Below are 20,448 nucleotides of genomic sequence, written 5' to 3'. Positions count from 1 at the left end.
AAAATAAAAATTATTAAAACTTTAGCGTCAGGAATATGAGCGACAGAATCAAAACCTCAATGCAGGACCTATGGGAAAACTCCATGTTAGATGCGGGTAGCGCTGCATGGCTGGAAGGTTTGTATGAGAGTTATCTGCAAAATCCCAATAATGTTGATACTAACTGGCGAGAATACTTTGGCACATTGCCAAGGATTAATGGCGCCCTGAAAGATACTAACCATTCTGATGTCAGGGAGCAGTTTCGTCGAATAACTGAACAACGCAGTGGCACGCTTTTACCTCCTGCCATGTCAGCATCAACAGCCTCTCTTGAGCATGAGCGAAAACAGGTCTCCGTATTGCAATTGATAAATGCATACCGATTTCGTGGACATCAGAAAGCTGACATCGACCCTCTCGGGCGAGATCATACCAAGGCGGTTGACGATTTATCTTTAGTCAGTCACGAACTGAATAATGCCGATTTACAAACGATCTTTTCGACGGGTTCATTATGTGGGCCAACGGAAACAACGCTGCAGGAAATAGTCGATATAGTCAGTGCGGCTTACTGTGGGTCTATCGGTGTGGAGTATATGCATATTACTGAAACCGGTGAAAAACGCTGGATTCAGCAAAGAATAGAAACCGTTCGTGGTAAGGCGAATCTGGGTATAAGTGAAAAGAAAAATCTGTTGAAGCGACTGACTGCTGCAGAGGGTCTGGAAAAATACCTACATACTAAATATGTTGGTCAGAAGCGTTTTTCGCTTGAAGGTGGAGAAACACTTATACCGCTTGTGCATGAGCTTGTTCATCGTTCAGCTAGTCACGGTATGAAAGAAGTTGTTATTGGGATGGCGCATCGCGGACGATTAAATGTGCTGGTTAATGTAATGGGGAAAACACCGGCTGAGTTATTTAGTGAGTTTGAGGGGACCAAATCTCATAGTGATTATATGGGGGATGTGAAATATCATCTGGGTTTTTCTTCAGATTTGCAAACAGAAAAAGGCGATATACATCTAGCACTGGCATTTAATCCGTCTCATCTTGAAATCGTAGCACCTGTCGTGGAAGGTTCGGTCAGGGCAAGACAGGAACATAGAAAAGATGCGGGTGGGGTTGAGGTGTTACCCATACAGATTCATGGTGATGCGGCATTTTCCGGGCAGGGCGTAGTAATGGAAACGCTGCAGATGTCACAGTCCAGAGGTTATTCGACTAAAGGCAGTTTACATATAGTCGTGAATAACCAAATCGGTTTTACCACCAGCAATATTCAGGATAGTCGTTCAACTCATTATTGTACTGATATAGCTAAAATGGTGGACTCACCCATCTTTCATGTCAATGCAGATGACCCTGAAGCCGTTATGCTGGTTACGCAAATTGCACTTGATTATCGTATGGCATTTAAAAAAGATGTCGTTATTGATTTAATCTGCTATCGAAGGCATGGTCATAATGAGGCTGATGAACCTGCAGCTACTCAGCCAATGATGTATAAAAAAATATCTAATCTTGAAAGTACGCGTACGATTTATGCTGAAAAATTATTGCGTGAAAATATTATTTCATCTGATTATGCAGATAATTTAATGACAACTTATCGTGATGAACTGGATGCCGGTAATTGTGTTGTGCCCGGTATTTTAAAAAATGAAAACTCGTCATATGCTTTTCATATTAACTGGCATCCTTATGAAAATACGGGTCAGGGTGATACTGCAGAAACAGCAATTAATATGGAAACGTTACGCCTGTTATGTGAGCAATTAGAAAAACGCCCAGCCGGTTTTGAGTTACAACCACGTGTTGAAAAAATAATGATAGACAGGCATAGAATGGCTGTTGGTGCATTAGATATAGACTGGGGGTTTGCTGAGACATTGGCTTATGCAAGTCTGGTAACGGAAGGGCATGCTGTTCGTTTGTCGGGTCAGGATTCTGGGCGAGGGACTTTTTTTCATCGTCATGCAGTCTGGCATAATCAGATTGATGGCAGTACATTTGTTCCGTTGCGTAATATGTCTGAAGATCAGGCAAATTTTCTGGTAATAGATTCTCTGCTTTCTGAAGTTGCTGTGCTGGCATTTGAGTATGGTTTTGCAACAGCTGAACCAGAAACACTTGTAATATGGGAAGCTCAATTTGGCGATTTTGCTAATGGAGCCCAGGTAGTTATCGATCAGTTTATTGTGGCTGGTGAGCAAAAGTGGGGTCGACTTTGTGGTTTGACGATGTTGTTGCCTCATGGTTATGAAGGTCAGGGAGCTGAGCATTCATCTGCTCGTCTGGAAAGATATTTGCAATTGTGTGCACAAAATAATATTCAGGTTTGCGTGCCTAGTACGCCAGCACAAATGTTTCATATGATGCGTCGACAAATGGTAAGGAAATACCGTAAGCCACTTATTGTAATGACACCCAAAAGTTTGTTACGGCATAAGTTGGCGGTAAATACGCTGGATGATATTTGTTATGGTTCTTTTCGTAGTGTGATAGATGAAATTGATAAAGTTAAAGAAGAAGATGTGAAGCGGGTTATTATGTGTAGTGGAAAAGTCTACTACGAATTATTGATTCTACGTCGTGAGTCAGCTTTAAAACATGTTGTCATTATTCGTATAGAAGAGTTATATCCTTTTCCAGCGGAAAATCTTAACGTTGTTCTGGATAAGTACAATAATGCAGAACAGTTAATATGGTGTCAGGAAGAGCCCAAAAATCAGGGTGCATGGGATTATTTTGAGCCTCGATTTGCAGCAAAACTAGATCACCCATGCATGGTTGAATATGTTGGTCGAGAACCTTCTGCTGCACCCGCAGTAGGTTCTGCAAAAGTGCATGCACAGCAACAGAAAAAACTGGTAAGAGAGGCTTTGGGTTTACCCATAGAGTCATAAAAATAGGATGAAACAATGTCAATTGAAGTGAAAGTGCCCGGTTTACCAGAGTCTGTTTCAGATGCAACTATTGTTACCTGGCGTAAACAGCCTGGAGAAACAATTAACAGAGATGAATCTCTGGTTGATCTTGAAACAGATAAAGTCGTGCTTGAAGTGCCTTCACCGATAGATGGTGTAGTTGCCGAACACCATCAGGCAGAAGGTGATGTTGTTATGGCAGGGCAGTTACTTGCAACGTTAAATGAAGTTGGCGTAGAAAGTTCAAAAGAAAATAAACCAGATGAAACCCCTGAAAGAATTATTACACCATCTGCAAAAAAAATGATTGCAGAAAATAAATTAAATTCTGATGTGATCACGGGTAGTGGTAAAGACGGACGTGTATTAAAGGAAGATGTTCAGACATTTATGCAACAGGTTTCGTTAGTTGACACGTTGGCGAGAAGAGATGCACCGACTCAGTTTGAAGTGGTTGAACAAAAGTCAATTGAAGCTATATCTGAAGATAGTGTTCAGGGTGACAGAATAGAAAAACGTGTTCCCATGACACGTTTACGCTCACGTATTGCAGAGCGCTTGCTGGACGCGCAACATAATGCAGCCATACTCACTACGTTTAATGAAGTGAATATGCAACCAGTGATGGATTTACGAAATAAATATAAAGATTTGTTTGCAAAAAAATACGATGTAAAACTTGGTTTTATGTCATTTTTTGTAAAGGCGACAATTGAAGCACTAAAACGATTTCCTGCTGTTAATGCATCTATTGATGGAAATGATATTGTATATCATGGGTATTTTGATATTGGTGTTGCGGTGGCATCTCCCAGAGGCCTGGTTGTTCCGGTGTTGCGAAATGCAGATCAGATGAGTCTCGCTGAAATTGAATCAGGCATTGCTGAACTGGTGGATAAAGCAAGGAATAATCAGCTAAGTATAGATGATATGACTGGAGGTACTTTCTCTTTAACTAACGGTGGTGTGTTTGGTTCTATGTTATCAACACCGATTATAAATCCACCACAAAGTGGTATTTTAGGTATGCATAAAATACAACAGAGAGCGATGGTTGAAGATGGTGAAATTGTTGCCAGACCTGTTATGTATCTGGCTCTTTCGTACGATCATCGAATTATTGATGGAGCAGAAGCCGTGCAGTTCCTTGTGACGATAAAAGATGTACTGGAAGATCCTGCTCGTATACTGGTAGGTGTTTAATTATGTCAGATAATTATGATGTTATTGTGATTGGTGCAGGTCCGGCAGGTTATGTGAGTGCGATTCGTTGTGCTCAGCTGGGTATGAAAACCGCGTGTATTGATAACTGGATTAATGATAAGGGTAAATCGTCTTTAGGTGGCACCTGTTTAAATGTGGGTTGCATTCCGTCAAAAGCATTATTGCAGTCGTCAGAGTTATTTGAACAGGCGAATAAAAGTTTTCCTCAGCATGGGATTAAACTTGGTTCGGTTGAGTTAGATCTAAAAGCCATGATGGCAAGAAAGAATAAAATAGTATCTGAATTAACGGGTGGAATTTCGGCTTTATTTAAAGCTAATAAAATTAAATCTATAGAAGGCACAGCTAAGTTACTTGCCGATAAAAAAGTCGAAGTCATCTGTGGTGCAGAAAAAACAGTTTATAGTGCGCAGTCTATTGTTATCGCTTGTGGATCCAGTTCAATTGAGCTGGTTAATGCGCCTTTAAGTGAAGATTTAATTGTCGATTCTACAGGTGCTTTAGCGTTTGATGCGGTACCTGAAAAAATAGGCGTCATAGGTGCCGGCATAATCGGACTGGAGTTAGGTAGTGTATGGCGTCGTCTTGGCGCAAGTGTAACGGTGCTTGAGGCTCAGGATGTTTTTATACCTATTGCGGATAAACAAATTGCTCGCGATGCTTTGCGCGCATATAAAAAACAGGGTCTTGATATACGTTTAAATGCTCGATTGTTAAGCACAGAAATAAAAACGATAAATAAACGCAAACAGGTAGAGGTTACCTATCAGGATGAAAAAGGTGATCAACGGGAAGTGTTTGATAAATTAATTGTTGCTGTAGGTCGCAAGCCAAATACGGATTATATATTTGATGATGAAGCAGAGTTAATACTGGATGAGCGTGGCTTTATTCATGTGAATGATCAATGTGAAACTTCACAGCCAGGTGTTTATGCCATTGGAGATGTGGTAAGAGGTCCGATGTTGGCACACAAAGGATCTGAAGAAGGCATGATGGTCGCAGAGCTTATAGCGGGTAAATATGCTTCAATAAATTATGATTTGATACCGGCAGTGATTTATACTCACCCCGAATTAGCGTGGGTAGGTAAAACTGAACAGCAGTTAAATGCCGCGGGTGAAAATTATAAAATCGGTGTATTTCCTTTTGTTGCCAGTGGGCGAGCAAAAGCGCAGGGAGATACCAGTGGTATGGTTAAAATATTGTCACAGGGCGAGACTGACCGAATACTCGGTGTGCATATTGTTGGTAGTCATGCTTCCGAGTTAATCGCTCAGGCAGTGATAGCAATGGAGCTGGGTGCGAGTGCAGAAGATATCGCGTTAACTATTTTTGCGCATCCGTCTTTATCTGAGGCGTTGCATGAAGCGGCATTAGCAGTCGATAATCGTGCGATTCATATAATGCAGAAAAAATAAATAAATTGAAAACTGTAGTAATGTCTACAGGGTAAAACAAAAGCTCGCATAGAGTTGATATCGAGCGGAGAAAATAATGAATTTACATGAATACCAGTCAAAACATTTGTTTCAGCAATACGGTATGCCGGTACCGAATAATCGTGTAGTGAGTTCAGCGGGAGATGTACCTGCTGCACTAGATACGCTAGATACTGATCGTTGGGTGGTTAAAGCGCAGGTGCATGCCGGTGGGCGTGGAAAAGCAGGTGGTGTGAAACTAACCGATAACAAAGAAGAGGTTGCGCATTTCGTAGGTGAAATGCTTGGTACGAATCTGGTTACTTTTCAGACAGATGATAAAGGTCAGCCAATAAACCATGTGTTAATTGAAGAGACATGTAATATAGAAAAGGAGTTTTATCTGGGTGCGGTTATTGACCGTGCGACTCGCCATGTTGTCATTATGGCGTCAACAGAGGGCGGTGTTGAAATTGAAAAAGTAGCTGAAGAAAGTCCGGAAAAAATTCTACGTACTACACTTGATCCTATGCTGGGTCTGATGCCATTTCAGTGTCGAAAACTGGCATTTGGTCTTGGCTTGAAGGGTGATCAGGTTAAACAATTTACAAAATTGCTTGCAGGTCTGGCTAAATTGTTTATAGAAAAAGACCTTGGTCTGGTTGAAATTAATCCATTAGTGGTGACCAGAGAAGGAAATTTGTTATGTCTGGACGGTAAAATAAATGTCGATGACAATGCAATATATCGTCAACCAGAATTAATGGAAATGCGTGATGCATCACAGGAAGATGAACGTGAAAACAGAGCTAAAGAATGGGATCTTAATTATATTGCATTAGAGGGCAGCATCGGCTGTATGGTTAATGGTGCAGGTCTGGCTATGGCTACTATGGACTTAATAAAACTGCATGGAGGAGATCCTGCTAATTTTCTTGATGTGGGTGGTGGCGCTACAAAAGAGCGTGTCGCAGAAGCATTTAAAATTATTTTATCTGACACGAATGTAAAAACAGTAATGGTTAATATTTTTGGTGGTATTGTGCGCTGTGATTTAATAGCTGAAGGTATTATTGGAGCTATTGAAGAAGTGGGCGTTGAAGTTCCTATTGTAGTTCGCCTGGAAGGAAATAATGCTAAGTTAGGCTCTAAATTATTGAAAGAGAGTGGTTTGAATATTATTGCAGCAACAGGATTAACAGATGCAGCTAAAAGAGCAGTTGCTGCCGCCAAAGGGTCGAAATAATGAGCGTACTAATTAATGGTGAAACAAAGGTAATATGCCAGGGCTTTACGGGTAAACAGGGTACTTTTCATTCAGAGCAGGCTATTGCATACGGTACACAGATGGTTGGTGGAGTGACACCAGGCAAGGGTGGCCAGACACATCTGGATTTGCCTGTATTTAATACCGTGCGTGACGCGGTAAATCATACAGCTGCAACTGTATCGGTTATTTATGTGCCAGCGCCTTTCTGTAAAGATTCAATCCTGGAAGTACTGGATGCGGGCATTGAATTGATTGTGTGTATTACAGAAGGTATCCCAACTCTCGATATGTTAGAAGTTAAAATTGCTGTGGATCAGGCCGGCGTGCGATTAATAGGGCCAAACTGTCCTGGAATTATTACACCCGGTGAATGTAAAGTAGGCATCATGCCAGGTGAAATTCACAAGCCTGGAAAAGTAGGGATTGTTTCCCGTTCAGGTACATTGACTTATGAAGCGGTTAAGCAAACGACGGATTTAGGTTTTGGGCAAACGACCTGTATAGGTATCGGTGGTGACCCTATTCCCGGGATGAACTTCGTTGATTGTCTACAGTTGTTTGAAGAAGATCCTGAAACTGAAGCTATTTTGATGGTGGGTGAAATTGGTGGCACGGCTGAAGAAGAAGCTGCCGAGTTTATTCAAACTAATGTGTCTAAACCTGTAGCAGGTTTTATTGCGGGTGGTACAGCGCCTAAAGGTAAACGTATGGGGCATGCTGGGGCGATTATAGCGGGTGGAAAAGGCACAGCTGAAGAAAAATTTAAAGCTCTGGAGTCTGCCGGTGTTGCAATCACCCGGTCACCAGCCGAGCTAGGTAAAGCGATAGCAGAGGCGACAGGCTGGAAGTAAGATTGAAATTACGTAGGGGTGGAACTCAATATTATGTGTATCAAGCCTGATCTAAGTTCAGATTTATTACAGGTTTAAATTACGGGTGCTTCTTTTTTTTTAGCACGAATATTATCGCCAATTATCTTGTTGTTTATAGAATTGAAATAAGTGTCAATTTTTTTCGTACTAGTATGGAAAAGGTAATTGCAGAACGTTTCATATTGGTATCACTTTTGTCATTTAATGCGGGTATTTGTAAGTCATGTTAGAGGTTATTTAAGCGGACCCAATATTGATGCCAAGTGAAATACGGCATCCGTTACTTGCGTTTACACTTACTTCGTGAGGCATGTCGGGTTTAAAAAAAACAAACATGCCCGCTTTAGGTTTAACTTCTATCACTACAGGATCTTTTATTAAACGCAGTGTGCCAGAATTCTTTGAAACCTGCACGTAATATACCGCAGAAAGCAATTCATCATCATCATCGTGGCGGTGTAGAGTTGTTTTGTCACCCGGATTCATCACATTAAACCAGAGGCCTGCCTTGAGCTCGTTTGATTCACAGTCTAGTATTTTAGCGGCAAAAAATTTGGCGTGTTCTAAAATATCAGAAATGCTGGGTATTTCATTCTTATCTATGTAGATATTTTCATAACGTCCGAAAAAATGATGGGATTTGCGGGTTGACTCTTTATCTATATGAGAATTAAGGCCATCTATTAGCTGTTGATTGATATTATCAAAATCATCCAGATATTGAGGGTGCAGGGTAAAGTATTTCAAATCTTTCATATTGTTAAAGCTCGTTTATCAAATGTCTGTTTACAAAATTTAACCTGTTAGGTCATATGACATAATATCGACATTTTCACCATGGTATAAAGTGTGCTCGATCAACTTCCAGCCAAGTTTCTTATAAAAGGCTGTTTTATCAGGGGTGAATAAATAAAGTGTTTTAATACCGGCCTGATTGGCATTAAGTATGCACTTAGCGACTAATTGGCTCGCGATGCCATGACAGCGGAAATCTTTATGGACAAATACACTGGCTAACCATGGTCCAAGGTGAGTGTGGCTATCCATATCAGATAGAACCAGACTAGCAGATCCGGCTGGCTCATCGTCAGTTAATGCGATTAGGCAGCAGGGGATGCTTGCCGTGTTTTTATAGCTACTATACATTTTGATGCGCAGCTGTGTAGATAAGTCGGGGCTAATATGCTGCCATTCATCCTGATGCCATTTAGCGATAATGGGTATAAATTGTGCGTGATGTCCTAAATAATCAATCTGGATCGATTTTTGCTCCAAGTCGGTCATGCAATGCCTCAAAAATAGGTCTATTCTAAGTAGATAGAAACAACCTTTCACTAATAGTGGTTTCAATTATAAGTTGGTAATAACGTCCTTATTTCTATAGTAGTTTAGAGAGTAATTGTTATGAAAAACAGCAGAATATTAATTGTTGATGATACTCCTTCAATCCATGAAGATTTTAGAAAGATTTTAATCACAAACGATACATCTGGTCGAGATCTTGATGATATGGCGGATAGCCTGTTCGGGAAAACTAGTCAGGACCCGGTATACAAAGAAATTAATTATGATCTTGAGTCGGCATATCAGGGTGAAGAAGCATTACAAATGATAGAAAAAGCCGAGTTAGAGGGTAATGGTTATTCATTGGTGTTTATGGATGTTCGTATGCCCCCGGGACAGGATGGTATTAAGACGATTGCAAAAATATGGGAGCGATACCCATCAATGGAAATTGTAATTTGTACGGCATATTCAGATTATTCATGGGTCGATATTATAGATATATTAGGTCCATCTGATCACTTGTTAGTGCTTAAGAAACCATTTGATGCGGATGAGGCTCAGCAAATGGCATTAGCAATGACGAGAAGAGCAGGTAAGACGATTGAACATAATACGCACATTAATAAATTAGTGTCTAATCTGGAAAATTGCCATGTTAATGTTGATAAGCTGAAAAAAGAGTTAGCAGATAAGTTTGGTGAATAAATAAAAGGATTGACTGGCGGGATGTTTTTATACTGGAAATTAAATAGTTATAAATGAATAAATCAGGTATTACACTAATTGTTCAGCGGTTAATACTGGCGTCTATGATCTGGTGTGGTTTGGTTCAGGCTGATTTTAATCGTGAATATCAATTAAAAGCAGCTTATCTTTTAAACTTTGCACGTTTCATATACTGGCCTGATCAGGTTATTGAGTCAAGAGATTACTTCAATATATGTGTGATTGGAGACAGTCCGTTTGAAGAAAGTCTTGACAGATTATCAAATAAAAAAATAAAAAATAAAAAAATAAAAATTAAGTATTCACAAGATTTTGAAAGAGAAAACTATTGTCATATTGTTTACATAAGTGATGGAAATAAAAATAAATACAGGGAAATTATAAATAAAATTAATGGAGAACCCATTCTTACGGTTAGTGATATTGACGACTTCGCAAACTATGGGGGTATGATTGGTTTTATTAGAGTTAAGAATAAGATTAAGTTTGAAATTAACGTAGAAAAAAGCACTAAGTCAAATATTAAGTACAGATCTCAATTATTAGAAGTTGCAGAGAAATTGAGATGAATGCGCTTAAAAACATCAGTATTAAAAGTAAAATATTGATTGTTTACATGAGTATAACCGCTCTTGTGCTTGCAATCGCATTCACAATCGTTGCTCAAATAAATTCATCCAGTTCAGAGTTGAATATTATCTCGGGCCTAAATGTGGTTGCTGAAATTGTTGCAGAAAGTAGTGCGGCATCTTTAGCGTTTTCTGATATTGAATCAGCTAATAGCAATCTGAGATCTCTAAAATCACATCAGTCCGTTGTGTATGCCTGCATAAGGACAATCGAAAATCAGGCGTTTGCTGAATATAACCTTGATGCCGAAGATATATTTGTATGTGATGATTATAACGAAAATGCAAAATTAAAATTATTGAGTGGCTATGTTGATGTTTTTAAGCCTGTAATGTTGGAAGGGCAGTCTATAGGTAGCTTGCAAATAAAAGCCAGTTTAAGTGAGCTGACAGAGAGGATAGTAAAAAGTGCAAAAATATCTGTAATTATATTTATTGGCCTGATGCTGGTGACTGCTCTTGTGTCGCGAAGAATAATGAAGTTTATTACTGAGCCTATTACAAGATTAAAAGAGGTGGCGCAAAGCGTAACAAGAAATAAAGATTATAGTTTGCGGATGAAAAAAACATCTGAAGATGAAGTAGGTGTATTGATCGGTTCATTTAATAATATGCTTGACCAGATTCAAAATAGAGACGATGCGCTAATTGAAGAAAAAGAAAAAGCAGAAGTTTCTGCTGTGTCAGCAAAAAAATATGCATTAGAAACTGAAGAAACTAATAAAGATCTTGAAGTGGAGATAAGAGAAAGAACAAGGATTGAGGGTGAGCTTCAAGAGTTAAATGAAACGCTTGAAGATAAGGTTCACGAAAGAACGTCAGAATTAAAAGAGTTGAATGAGAAGATTGGAGATATTGCGCGAAGCGCGGGTATGGCTGAGGTGGCAAGCGGTGTATTACATAATGTTGGCAATGTTTTAAATAGTGTCAATGTTTCCGCATCTGTAATACGTGAACAAATTAGAAAAACCAAAGCTGATAATTTGTCACGTGTGGTTGATATGCTTGAAAAGAACAAAGATAATATTCCTGATTTCATGAGCAATGATAATAAGGGAAGTCAAATTCCAAAATTTCTATCATTGTTGTCTGAACAGTTAAGGGAAGAGAAAGAAGGCCTGTTTGGTGAGCTTGATGAGCTTGCAAATAATATCGATCACATAAAAAATGTAATTAGTATGCAGCAGTCGTACGCGGGAAGTTATGGCGTTAGAGAGAAGGTCGTTTTGTCGGATCTTGTTGAGGACGCTCTAAGAATAAATTTACAGGGTATGGGACGTCATGGTGTAAAAGTAATAAAAAGATATGAAGAGCTACCGCAGCTGTATGTTGATAAACATAAAACGCTTCAGGTAATTATTAATTTAATAAGTAATGCAAAACATGCTTTGGTTGATAGCGACAATAAAATCAGAAATCTTATAATTAGCATTAGTGAAAATAAAGGAATGGCAAGGCTTGAAATAAGTGATACGGGAATAGGTATAGATGAAAGCGATATCCATCACTTGTTTGAATATGGATTTAAAAAAAGGCGTGATGGTCATGGGTTTGGATTGCACCATAGTGCAATTGTTGCAAATGAATTAGGCGGAAATATTTCAGTGCATAGTGATGGTTTAGGTAGAGGGGCGAGTTTTGCGCTCGTACTTCCTTTTGATAAACAGAGTGATGCGTGAGTCAGGTTATGAAAGAATTTGAAAACCGTAGAATACTAATTATCGATGACGATACTCGTATACATGAGGATTTTAGAAAAATCCTTGGTGAAAAAGATAACCAGTCTGAATATGATGAACTTGAAGCAAAGTTATTTTCTGATGACGCATTAAATACGGGTTCTATAGTTTATGAACTAGATTCAGCCTATCAGGGAGAAGAAGGCTATGAAAAGGTTCTGGCTGCAAATAAAGAAAAACGACCATATGCAATGGCGTTTGTAGATATGCGTATGCCACCGGGCTGGGATGGTCTGGAAACCATAAAACGAATCTGGGTAATCGATTCTCAAATTCAGCTGGTTATTTGTACGGCATATTCTGATTACTCGTGGAATGAAGTTCTTTATCATTTAGGAGCCTCTGATAGATTAATTATTCTAAAGAAACCATTTGATATGGTGGAAGTGCAGCAATTAACAACTGCACTCACAACAAAATGGAGTCTGAGTCGAGAGAGTGTTTCGCGTTTACATCAGATAGAAGAGTCGGAAGAAAAGTATCGCACCGTTGTTGATAGTGTCGAAGATACGATTATGACAATTGATAAAGATGGTAAAATATTATTCGTTAATCATAATCCATGGCACATGATTAATCAGGCCGTAGGTGGAAATTACTATGTCGATATTAAAGACGAGTATCGTGAAAAAGTAATGCAAACTGTTAAAGATGTATTTGATAAAGGCGAGCAAAAATGTATAGAGTACGCAACTTCAACAGGGAAAAATTCGACTGCCTGGTCGGAAGGAAGAATTACACCATATTATAAAAACAATGAAGTGGTTGCAGCGACATTAGTTTCCAGTGATATCTCTGCACGTAAAGCATTAGACTGGCAGCTAAGGCATGATGAATTAACCGGTCTTTCTAATAGAGCGCAATTTTCTACGTATGTGGAATCATGTCTTAAAAATAAGAGGCCTGAAGATAAATTTGCAATATTATTTATAGATCTGGATCATTTTAATCTTATTAATGATTGTTTCGGGCATGAACTGGGGGATAAACTCCTGGTTAAGATAGCTAGAATTCTTAACAAAAAAATCGAAAAAAATGAAATGTTAGCAAGATTAGGAGGTGACGAGTTTGCTATATTGAAAAATGTAAATACGGGTGATTCTGATATTCATAAATATGCCGAGTCACTAACTGATTTGCTTAAACAGCCACTTACAATTGATGGTTTTGATATATATCCCTCTGCCAGTATAGGGGTTGTGATTGTTAGTGATGCAAGTGCCGTGGTTACCAGTTTGATGCAGGATGCTGACGCCGCTTTATATCATGCTAAGTCAAGGGGAAGAAACCGTTATGAGTGTTTTGATCAGGCCATGCGTGACGAGGTTGTTAAGCGAGTTAATGTAGGTAACGAACTTAGGCAGGCTATAGAGGGAGATCAGTTTGAGGCGTATTTTCAGCCGCTTACAAACCTGGTTGAAGGGAAGGTTTCAGGTTTTGAAGCATTAATAAGATGGAATCATCCAGAGAAAGGGCTGGTTTGCCCTGATGAATTTATTCCTATAGCAGAAGAAACCGGTTTGATATTTTCAGTGACAAGAAAAATGCTGATGATGGTTTGTTGCCAGCTTAAGAAATGGAAAGATCTAGGATTGAAGGATATAAGTATTTCTGTTAATTGTTCTGCAAGAGATTTTAATGAGCAAAAAATGCAAGGAATTATCGAGGAAACAATTAATAAAACTGGAGCAGACATTACGAAGCTTGAATTAGAATTGACTGAAAGTAGCATTATGGATGATGCAGAAAGCTCAGTTGAAAGCATGCGTATATTGACCGATATGGGGCTAAATATTTCTATTGATGATTTTGGTACTGGTTATTCTTCATTTAGTTATATAAAACAATTTTCAATTGATAAATTAAAAATTGATCGAACTTTTATAAAAGATACCCCGGTGGATCAGGATGATGTGGCTATTGTTGAGGCAATTATCGCAATGGCGCATAGATTGAAGCTTAAAGTTGTTGCGGAAGGTGTGGAGACAAATGAGCAGTTGGAATTTCTGAAGAATGCCAAGTGTGATGTAATACAGGGGTACTTTCTTGGGAAGCCTATGTCAGCTGATGAGGCAACAAAAAGATTGCAGGAAAACAACTGGCCAAATCAGGATCTAATTTAATGATAACAGTGTAAAATCACTTTGCATTGTTTAGTTTGATTGCAAAGTGGGCGCTGTAATTCAGTGCCTGCTATTCAAGTCTTATAGTTAGTAATTATTTGTTGGGCGTGTATGTGAACATAAAACGATGTTTATACTTTTATTACTTCTGTTAAAATAGCCTCAGTTTCTGACTCTGTAGGCACAATGAAAAAAAATAACGAAAATAATGGCAAGCACTCCAATGACCTGGATACCCTGTATTCGCAACCTCGGGAAGCTATAACAGGGTTCGTTTTTGATGATTCGGTTGTAAAAGTGTTTGAGGATATGATCGGGCGCTCGGTTCCCGGTTATACTACCCTGTTATCTATGTTTCCTGTTCTGGCTCGTTCATTTGTAACTCAAAATAGTCGATGTTACGACCTGGGGTGTTCCTTAGGCGCTGCGACACTTGCTATCCAGCAAGGCATTGATAATGATAATGTGGAAATAATTGCAGTAGATAATTCATCAGCAATGGTTGAAAAATGCGAAGCTTTAATGATAAATCATGAAAGCAATGTAAAGGTGAGTGTTCAACAGGCTGACATATGTGAAATTGAGCTATCGTCTGCTTCGTTTGTGGTGATGAATTTTACCTTACAGTTTATACCTGAAAAATTACGAAATATTTTGATTAAAAAAATATATTCGGGTTTAAATAAAGGTGGTGCTTTTGTGTTGTCTGAAAAAATAAAATTTAATAATACAGTCGAACAAGATAGATTAACAACGCTGCATCATTTGTTTAAAAAAGCCAATGGTTATTCAGATCTGGAAATTAGTCAGAAGCGATCTGCACTTGATAATGTGTTAATGGCTGAAACAGTTGAGCAGCATTTGTCACGACTTAGGCAAGCTGGTTTTTCAGAAGTAATTGTCTGGTTTCAATGTTTTAATTTTGTATCCTTTCTGGCAATAAAATAGATATTAAACAAAGTAATAGAATTATATAAAATGAATTTTGAAAGATTGTTTGAGTTATTGCAGGGTACAGAACTGGAGCCATGGCTGGAAACGCTCGATGAGAAAATCCAGAAGGGTTTATGTAATGACACCTATGGAAATTTAGCTGGGTGGAAAAAAGCATTAAAAACACTGCCTGAAATAAATGCACATCGAGTTGATTTGAATGCGACACAAATTACGGTTTCAGCTGAGCCCCCCCTGTCTGAAAGCGAAAAAGAAGATCTTAAAGAAAAATTTAAACAGTTGATCCCCTGGCGTAAAGGGCCATACCTTCTTCATGGCGTAGATGTGGATACTGAATGGCGATCTGATTTAAAGTGGCAGCGTTTGTCGTCTGCAATAAAACCGTTGGAAGGTCGAACAATTTTAGATGTGGGCTGCGGTAATGGTTATCATGCCTGGCGTATGCGTGGCATGGGTGCAGAGCTGGTAATAGGTATCGACCCATCGCCTTTATTTGTTATGCAGTTTCAGGCCGTTCAGCATTTTATAAATGATGAGCATGTTTATGTTTTACCATTAGGTATTGAGGCAGTACCTGACGACTTAAAAGCCTTTGATACTGTTTTCTCAATGGGGGTATTTTATCATCGTAAGTCTCCTATCGATCATTTATATCAGTTAAGGCAGTGTCTAAAGCCAGGTGGTGAACTGGTTCTTGAAACCTTAGTGATTCCTGGTGATGAATTTCAGGTGCTGATGCCAGAAGATCGTTATGCGCAAATGCGTAATGTCTGGTTTCTTCCTAGTAGCAAAGCAATGATAAAATGGTTGCAGCGCTGTGGATTTAAAAACGTAAAGTTAGTTGATGAAAGTATCACAGGTCTTGAAGAGCAGCGTTCAACGGAGTGGATGTTGTTTCATTCATTAAAGGATTTTTTAGATCCTCAGGACAGTAGTAAAACGGTAGAAGGTTATCCGGCACCATTGCGCGCAATATTTACTGCGGACGCACCATGATTTTTCTTGCTAACGCTAAACAGATATATAAAAAAAATAAATTTATACGTTTAATCTTTCAGGTATTAATTTTTTTACTCATTTATTTATCTATTCGTGCGTGGCAATCAGTAGATAATATTCAGGGAAGTGCTCCGGTAATTATTGCAACTACGCTTGAAGGAGAAAAGTTTGACTTGAGGGAGTACCAGTCGAAGCCGGTTCTGGTGCATTTCTGGGCAACCTGGTGTCCTGTTTGTCAGTTTGAAAATTCAAATATCGCTAATCTGGTTGGAGACTATCAGGTAATTACAATCGCATCGTGGAGCGAAACAGATGTGCAGGTAAGGGCGTATCTTGCGGATAAAGGGTTGAGTATGCCGGTGATAGTGGATGAAGATGGTGAATGGGCTAAAGTTTATGGTGTGAAAGCCGTGCCGTCGAGTTTTATTATTGATCCACAGGGTGTAATTCAGTTCATTGAAAAAGGATATACTTCTGAAATTGGCCTAAGATTAAGGTTATGGTGGCTGGAGTAGCTTTTTCGTCAGTTAAAAAGCATTTGTAAGAAAATGAATCGTAACTGGAAAAACTGCAAAAAAGCAGTGATAATCATTAAAAATTATAAATAAATTATAAAACAGGGTTGTTAGATACATGGAAATAGAACTTATTCAAGAATCAGACGTGCACAGTCTTCACGGTCTGTTTCGTGAGCGCCTAAATAGAACCCCTGATGCTGCGGCATACCGACAATATGATATCGCTAGCCAGAAATGGACTGAATCCAGTTGGCAGGAAATGGCAAATGAAATTGCCCGCTGGCAGGCTGCATTTATTAAAGATGATTTACAGCCCGGTGACAAAGTTGCCATTATGGTAAAAAACAGTCGTGAGTGGGTGGTGTTTGATCAGGCTGCACTGGGTTTGGGTCTGGTGACGGTTCCACTTTATGTTGATGATCGACCTGATAACGTGGCTTATATTATTAACCATGCTGAAATTAAAATTTTATTTGTACAGGATCGTCCACAATGGAATCGTCTGTTAAAAGCTGAAGTTGACCTGGGTGGTTTGCAACGTATTATCAGTTTAAAACGCATATCAGAAGATGATGAGCCTGATGATAGTTTGCTGGAGTCATTGTCTGACTGGACGTTTGGTTTGAGTGGGGAGTTACAGACGAAGGAAACAAACCTGGATGATTTAGCATCAATTGTTTATACCTCTGGTACAACGGGGCGATCAAAAGGCGTAATGCTGTCGCATCGAAATATACTATCTAATGCTTTTGCTGCTTCATCATGTAATCAGTGGCAATCAGGCGAGCGTTTTCTTTCTTTTTTACCTTTATCTCATATGCTGGAGAGAACAGCGGGTTACTATCTGCCAATTATCCTTGGTGCAGAAGTTGTTTATGCGCGTTCTATCGCACTACTTGGAGAAGATTTACAGAATATCCATCCAACTACGCTGGTTTCTGTTCCGCGCATATATGAACGTGTGTACGGAAAAATACAGGATGGTTTGAAACAAAAATCATTAATAGCAAAAACCTTATTTAATATGGCTGTTAATGTAGGCTGGCGTAAGTTTTTATATGATCAGGGGCGTGCTGGTTGGCATCCCAAACTTATGCTCTGGTCTACATTAGATAAATTAGTTGCTTCTAAAGTACTGGAAAAGCTGGGAGGCGAATTACGCTTGGCTATTTGTGGTGGTGCGGCACTTTCTGAGGATGTAGCTAAATTATTTATTGGTTTAGGTTTGCCGCTGGTGCAGGGTTATGGTTTAACCGAATCAAGTCCTATCGTGTGCGTAAATCGTATAGAAGATAATATCCCTTCCAGTATTGGTACGGTTGTGCCGAATACAGAAGTACGTATTGGTGAAAATGATGAGTTACAAAGTCATGGTTCCTGTTCAATGATAGGTTACTGGAAGAATGAACAGGCAACAAAAGATTCGTTCACCAAAGACGGCTGGTTAAAAAGTGGTGATAAAGCGCGCATTGATGATGACGGTCATGCTTATATCACCGGCCGATTAAAAGATATCATGGTACTGGCTAATGGTGAAAAAATTCCACCAAATGATATGGAAATGGCCATTGCGCTGGATTCATTATTCGAGCAGGTCATGATTATTGGTGAGGCACGTGCATTTCTCTCTGCAGTATTAGTACTGGATCCAGATGCGTGGGCTGATATGGCGGTGACATTGAATATTCATCCGGAATCTCCAGATGCTTTTTCACAGCGTAATATTGAAAAAGCCATACTCGGCCGTGTTTCAACCCGACTTAAAGATTTTCCCGGTTATGCAAAAATTCGCAGAGCGCATATAACGCTTGAGCCATGGACAGTTGACGGTGGTTTATTAACGCCAACACTTAAAATTAAACGTCCAAAAGTTATGGAACGATACTCTGAAGAAATTGAAGCATTATATAATGATCGTCGGTGAAAGTTGATTTTCTCATCTTAACTGGACTTGAGAAAGGTCATATAAGTATCTTAATAAAACAGTAGAATCAGCCAGAGTTTTAAATAATGCCACAAGATGTGTTGCCAGAAAATAAAATCCCCGTGATTCGTGTGCCGGCAATGCCGTCAGATCTCAATCAGGGCGGTACCGTTTTTGGTGGATGGATAATGTCTCAGGTTGATATTGCCGGAAGTATCCCCGCTGCAGAGCGTGCGGGTGGTTCTATCGTTACTCGTGCGGTTGACTCATTTGAGTTTAAAAAACCCGTGTTTGCAGGTGATTTACTGAGTTGTTATGCCGAGGTGGTTAAAGTGGGGCGAACATCTATAACGGTGCATGTAGAAGTTTACGCGCAGCATATGGTGAAGGGTGTTGTTACCACCATGGCTGTTACAGAAGCCAGTTTGGTGTATGTGGCGATTGATGAAAGAGGGAAACCACGAGCAGTGCCTAAGGTTTAGTCTTAATCAATTGACAAAAATAGTATAAATACGTAGATTCTTTAAGATTCTTGTGTAAATTATAAAAAAGCATATGTTTGCGATAGCAACGGAAAGGAAAAGTAATGCAGAATATGAAAAAAACTCTCTTAACGGTCACAGGTTTGTGTATATCAACCAGTGCTTTTTCTGGAGGCTATCGAGTAGCGCTTCAGGGACAACAAGCTTTAGGTATGGGGCATACTGGTGTCGCGATGTCAGAAAGTGCTGAAGTTGTTTTCTTTAATCCAGCCGCCATGTCATTTCTTGAGTCTGACTCGAATATAACGGCAGGTATTACGCTAATTAGCGGTGATACTGAATATCAAAATCAACAAACCAATACATCGGCTAAAACAGATAATCCAATTGGTACACCTGTCGGCCTTTACTACACAAAAAAATATGACGATAAGTTTCATTTTGGTTTAGGTTTATATACACCGTATGGAAACACGGTTGAATGGCCAACCGACTGGGCGGGTTCTCATCTGGTCAACAATATAGAATTGAAAGCGATTTATATTCAACCAACGGTATCGTATAAAATTAATGATAAATACAGTGTCGGTTTAGGGTTGTCATATATAAGCGGTGACGTAGAGTTTAATCGTAATCTAAATACTTCAACAGTTGATGCAAATGGCGATCGTTCGAATGTTACGGTTAAAGCAGAGGGTGTAAGCGACTGGAATTTCAATCTTGGTTTCCTCGCTAAACCAACAGATGAGCTTTCGGTGGGTGTGAGTTATCGTTCTGAAGCAACAATGGAGGCGAGAAATGAACCCGCCACATTTAGCAATATTCCAGGCTCGTTACAGTCAACCTTTACAAGTCCAACCACATTTAATGCAGATCTTGTTCTACCAGCTGAGATAACCGTTGGTGTTGCTTATGATCTGGATAGTAAAACGATACTTGCATTCGATATCACTCGAACTCAATGGTCTGCATATGAAAGTCTGGACATAGATTTTGGAAATGGTCAGTCATCTATAAATGCAAGAAATTATAGTGATTCAAATGTTTATCGATTTGGTGCGCAGCATGCGTTAAATGACGCCATTGTTTTACGTGGCGGCATCTACTTTGATAAAACACCCGTTGAAGCTGGTTATTTCGCACCAGAAACACCACGTAATGATTCTATTGGTTTAACGGCAGGTGGTAGTTATGCGGTTAATAAACAGCTAGACCTGGATTTTTCCTTATTGGTATTAATGTTCGAAGAATTTAATGGTTCATATGATCACATTATCAATTCTGACGGTAGCACCAGTTCATTTGGTGGCGATTACCTTTCATCAGTTATAACGCTTGGTTTTGGCGTTAACTATAAATTCTAAGATA

The 20,448-nt window shown here is 39.2% G+C and carries 17 protein-coding genes; 15 read left to right on the top strand and 2 right to left on the bottom strand.

Features of this window, described 5'->3' with window-relative positions; all coding sequences use genetic code 11:
- Positions 1 to 35: 35 nt before the first annotated feature.
- The 5 genes from sucA to DIZ80_08670 all read left to right on the top strand — a co-directional run bounded on the left by sucA (position 36) and on the right by DIZ80_08670 (position 7,678).
- Positions 36 to 2,891 (top strand): 2-oxoglutarate dehydrogenase E1 component, encoded by a 2,856-nt coding sequence (gene sucA / locus DIZ80_08690; protein ID RDH82362.1) that lies wholly within the window; start codon positions 36 to 38, stop codon positions 2,889 to 2,891.
- A gap of 15 nt (positions 2,892 to 2,906) precedes the next feature.
- On the top strand, positions 2,907 to 4,115 hold the full coding sequence (locus DIZ80_08685; protein RDH82361.1) for a dihydrolipoamide succinyltransferase: 1,209 nt from the start codon (positions 2,907 to 2,909) through the stop codon (positions 4,113 to 4,115).
- Positions 4,116 to 4,117: 2 nt separating this feature from the next.
- Positions 4,118 to 5,557 carry a dihydrolipoyl dehydrogenase gene (lpdA, locus tag DIZ80_08680; protein ID RDH82360.1) on the top strand — a complete coding sequence of 480 codons (1,440 nt, stop codon included), beginning with the start codon at positions 4,118 to 4,120 and terminating at the stop codon, positions 5,555 to 5,557.
- A 76-nt stretch (positions 5,558 to 5,633) separates the two neighbouring features.
- Positions 5,634 to 6,803 carry an ADP-forming succinate--CoA ligase subunit beta gene (locus tag DIZ80_08675; GenBank protein ID RDH82359.1) on the top strand — a complete coding sequence of 390 codons (1,170 nt, stop codon included), beginning with the start codon at positions 5,634 to 5,636 and terminating at the stop codon, positions 6,801 to 6,803.
- Positions 6,803 to 7,678 (top strand): succinate--CoA ligase subunit alpha, encoded by an 876-nt coding sequence (locus tag DIZ80_08670; protein RDH82358.1) that lies wholly within the window; start codon positions 6,803 to 6,805, stop codon positions 7,676 to 7,678. Before DIZ80_08675 ends, DIZ80_08670 begins: the two co-directional genes overlap by 1 nt.
- Positions 7,679 to 7,936: 258 nt before the next feature.
- Here DIZ80_08670 and DIZ80_08665 read toward each other — a convergent pair whose 3' ends face one another.
- Positions 7,937 to 8,455 (bottom strand): hypothetical protein, encoded by a 519-nt coding sequence (locus DIZ80_08665; protein ID RDH82357.1) that lies wholly within the window; start codon positions 8,453 to 8,455, stop codon positions 7,937 to 7,939.
- Positions 8,456 to 8,494: 39 nt separating this feature from the next.
- Positions 8,495 to 8,983 (bottom strand): GNAT family N-acetyltransferase, encoded by a 489-nt coding sequence (locus tag DIZ80_08660; protein RDH82356.1) that lies wholly within the window; start codon positions 8,981 to 8,983, stop codon positions 8,495 to 8,497.
- A gap of 120 nt (positions 8,984 to 9,103) precedes the next feature.
- Between DIZ80_08660 and DIZ80_08655 the strand changes: the two genes are divergently transcribed.
- The 10 genes from DIZ80_08655 to DIZ80_08610 all read left to right on the top strand — a co-directional run bounded on the left by DIZ80_08655 (position 9,104) and on the right by DIZ80_08610 (position 20,444).
- On the top strand, positions 9,104 to 9,691 hold the full coding sequence (locus DIZ80_08655) for a hypothetical protein (GenBank protein RDH82355.1): 588 nt from the start codon (positions 9,104 to 9,106) through the stop codon (positions 9,689 to 9,691).
- A 53-nt stretch (positions 9,692 to 9,744) separates the two neighbouring features.
- Complete coding sequence (locus tag DIZ80_08650; GenBank protein ID RDH82354.1) at positions 9,745 to 10,281, top strand: DUF4154 domain-containing protein; 537 nt, start codon at positions 9,745 to 9,747, stop codon at positions 10,279 to 10,281.
- Entirely contained in the window at positions 10,278 to 12,020 is a 1,743-nt protein-coding gene (locus DIZ80_08645) for a hypothetical protein (GenBank protein ID RDH82353.1), read from the top strand. The genes DIZ80_08650 and DIZ80_08645 overlap by 4 nt, the downstream gene beginning before the upstream one ends.
- The gene (locus DIZ80_08640) at positions 12,017 to 14,203 is read left to right on the top strand and encodes a hypothetical protein (GenBank protein RDH82352.1); all 2,187 of its coding nucleotides are present in this window, start codon (positions 12,017 to 12,019) and stop codon (positions 14,201 to 14,203) included. The genes DIZ80_08645 and DIZ80_08640 overlap by 4 nt, the downstream gene beginning before the upstream one ends.
- 186 nt (positions 14,204 to 14,389) lie before the next feature.
- Entirely contained in the window at positions 14,390 to 15,151 is a 762-nt protein-coding gene (gene cmoA / locus DIZ80_08635) for a carboxy-S-adenosyl-L-methionine synthase CmoA (GenBank protein ID RDH82351.1), read from the top strand.
- A gap of 30 nt (positions 15,152 to 15,181) precedes the next feature.
- Entirely contained in the window at positions 15,182 to 16,153 is a 972-nt protein-coding gene (gene cmoB, locus DIZ80_08630) for a tRNA 5-methoxyuridine(34)/uridine 5-oxyacetic acid(34) synthase CmoB (protein RDH82350.1), read from the top strand.
- On the top strand, positions 16,150 to 16,671 hold the full coding sequence (locus tag DIZ80_08625; protein ID RDH82349.1) for a protein disulfide oxidoreductase: 522 nt from the start codon (positions 16,150 to 16,152) through the stop codon (positions 16,669 to 16,671). Before cmoB ends, DIZ80_08625 begins: the two co-directional genes overlap by 4 nt.
- A 118-nt stretch (positions 16,672 to 16,789) precedes the next feature.
- Positions 16,790 to 18,598: a long-chain fatty acid--CoA ligase gene (locus tag DIZ80_08620; GenBank protein RDH82348.1), complete on the top strand. Its 1,809-nt coding sequence runs from the start codon at positions 16,790 to 16,792 to the stop codon at positions 18,596 to 18,598.
- Positions 18,599 to 18,684: 86 nt separating this feature from the next.
- Positions 18,685 to 19,080 (top strand): acyl-CoA thioesterase, encoded by a 396-nt coding sequence (locus tag DIZ80_08615; GenBank protein RDH82347.1) that lies wholly within the window; start codon positions 18,685 to 18,687, stop codon positions 19,078 to 19,080.
- Positions 19,081 to 19,193: 113 nt separating this feature from the next.
- Positions 19,194 to 20,444: a transporter gene (locus tag DIZ80_08610; GenBank protein RDH83132.1), complete on the top strand. Its 1,251-nt coding sequence runs from the start codon at positions 19,194 to 19,196 to the stop codon at positions 20,442 to 20,444.
- Positions 20,445 to 20,448: the final 4 nt, after the last annotated feature.

Source organism: endosymbiont of Galathealinum brachiosum (assembly GCA_003349885.1).
In the GTDB taxonomy this organism is placed as follows: domain Bacteria; phylum Pseudomonadota; class Gammaproteobacteria; order SZUA-229; family SZUA-229; genus SZUA-229.
This window is presented reverse-complemented; position numbering and strand designations above follow the sequence as displayed.

Bases quoted from the DNA above. Each gene is read 5' to 3' on its own strand.
- DIZ80_08665 (RDH82357.1), bottom strand. From the start codon at position 8,455: ATGAAAGATTTGAAATACTTTACCCTGCACCCTCAATATCTGGATGAT.
- DIZ80_08625 (RDH82349.1), top strand. From the start codon at position 16,150: ATGATTTTTCTTGCTAACGCTAAACAGATATATAAAAAAAATAAATTT.
- cmoB (RDH82350.1), top strand. From the start codon at position 15,182: ATGAATTTTGAAAGATTGTTTGAGTTATTGCAGGGTACAGAACTGGAG.
- DIZ80_08655 (RDH82355.1), top strand. From the start codon at position 9,104: ATGAAAAACAGCAGAATATTAATTGTTGATGATACTCCTTCAATCCAT.
- DIZ80_08670 (RDH82358.1), top strand. From the start codon at position 6,803: ATGAGCGTACTAATTAATGGTGAAACAAAGGTAATATGCCAGGGCTTT.
- DIZ80_08685 (RDH82361.1), top strand. From the start codon at position 2,907: ATGTCAATTGAAGTGAAAGTGCCCGGTTTACCAGAGTCTGTTTCAGAT.
- DIZ80_08650 (RDH82354.1), top strand. From the start codon at position 9,745: ATGAATAAATCAGGTATTACACTAATTGTTCAGCGGTTAATACTGGCG.
- DIZ80_08645 (RDH82353.1), top strand. From the start codon at position 10,278: ATGAATGCGCTTAAAAACATCAGTATTAAAAGTAAAATATTGATTGTT.
- DIZ80_08660 (RDH82356.1), bottom strand. From the start codon at position 8,983: ATGACCGACTTGGAGCAAAAATCGATCCAGATTGATTATTTAGGACAT.
- DIZ80_08675 (RDH82359.1), top strand. From the start codon at position 5,634: ATGAATTTACATGAATACCAGTCAAAACATTTGTTTCAGCAATACGGT.
- DIZ80_08620 (RDH82348.1), top strand. From the start codon at position 16,790: ATGGAAATAGAACTTATTCAAGAATCAGACGTGCACAGTCTTCACGGT.
- DIZ80_08615 (RDH82347.1), top strand. From the start codon at position 18,685: ATGCCACAAGATGTGTTGCCAGAAAATAAAATCCCCGTGATTCGTGTG.
- lpdA (RDH82360.1), top strand. From the start codon at position 4,118: ATGTCAGATAATTATGATGTTATTGTGATTGGTGCAGGTCCGGCAGGT.
- sucA (RDH82362.1), top strand. From the start codon at position 36: ATGAGCGACAGAATCAAAACCTCAATGCAGGACCTATGGGAAAACTCC.
- cmoA (RDH82351.1), top strand. From the start codon at position 14,390: ATGAAAAAAAATAACGAAAATAATGGCAAGCACTCCAATGACCTGGAT.
- DIZ80_08610 (RDH83132.1), top strand. From the start codon at position 19,194: ATGAAAAAAACTCTCTTAACGGTCACAGGTTTGTGTATATCAACCAGT.